This is a genomic window from Vibrio aquaticus (assembly GCF_003970385.1).
In the GTDB taxonomy this organism is placed as follows: Bacteria; Pseudomonadota; Gammaproteobacteria; order Enterobacterales; family Vibrionaceae; genus Vibrio; species Vibrio aquaticus.
In genome coordinates, this window is the sequence record NZ_RXZH01000203.1 from 1 (window position 1) to 353 (window position 353).

Genomic DNA, 353 nt, shown 5'->3' on the forward strand with positions numbered 1-353 from the left:
TCATATTTACACGAGAATAGGAATCACTGTTAAATGAACGCAAATTTGATTGACCCTGACATTGTAGTTGATCATGACGACTAAGCAAATTAACAAAAATCTTCATCGACTGGATGTCAAGTTCATTCACTGCTTCGTAGTTAATACACGCAGTCCTAGCATCTTGAAAGGAACAGTTTGGCATTTTTAACAGCTCTCTTTCCAAACTCGGTATGTTAATTCCTGCAATTAATCGATCTCTCAGTTGCACATGAAGTTGATCACCGAAATTACACTTGGCAGCTTGTTTCTGTAATTCAAGGATGAATTCCCGAGCCTTTTGGTCATTTTGACGAATCATCTTATGAAACTTC

1 protein-coding gene is annotated in these 353 nt (G+C 37.4%); it reads right to left on the reverse strand.

Features of this window, described 5'->3' with window-relative positions; genetic code table 11:
* On the reverse strand, positions 1 to 340 hold a 340-nt coding region (locus EJ063_RS22010), incomplete at its 3' end, for a hypothetical protein (RefSeq protein ID WP_208640404.1).
* Positions 341 to 353 lie beyond the last annotated feature (13 nt).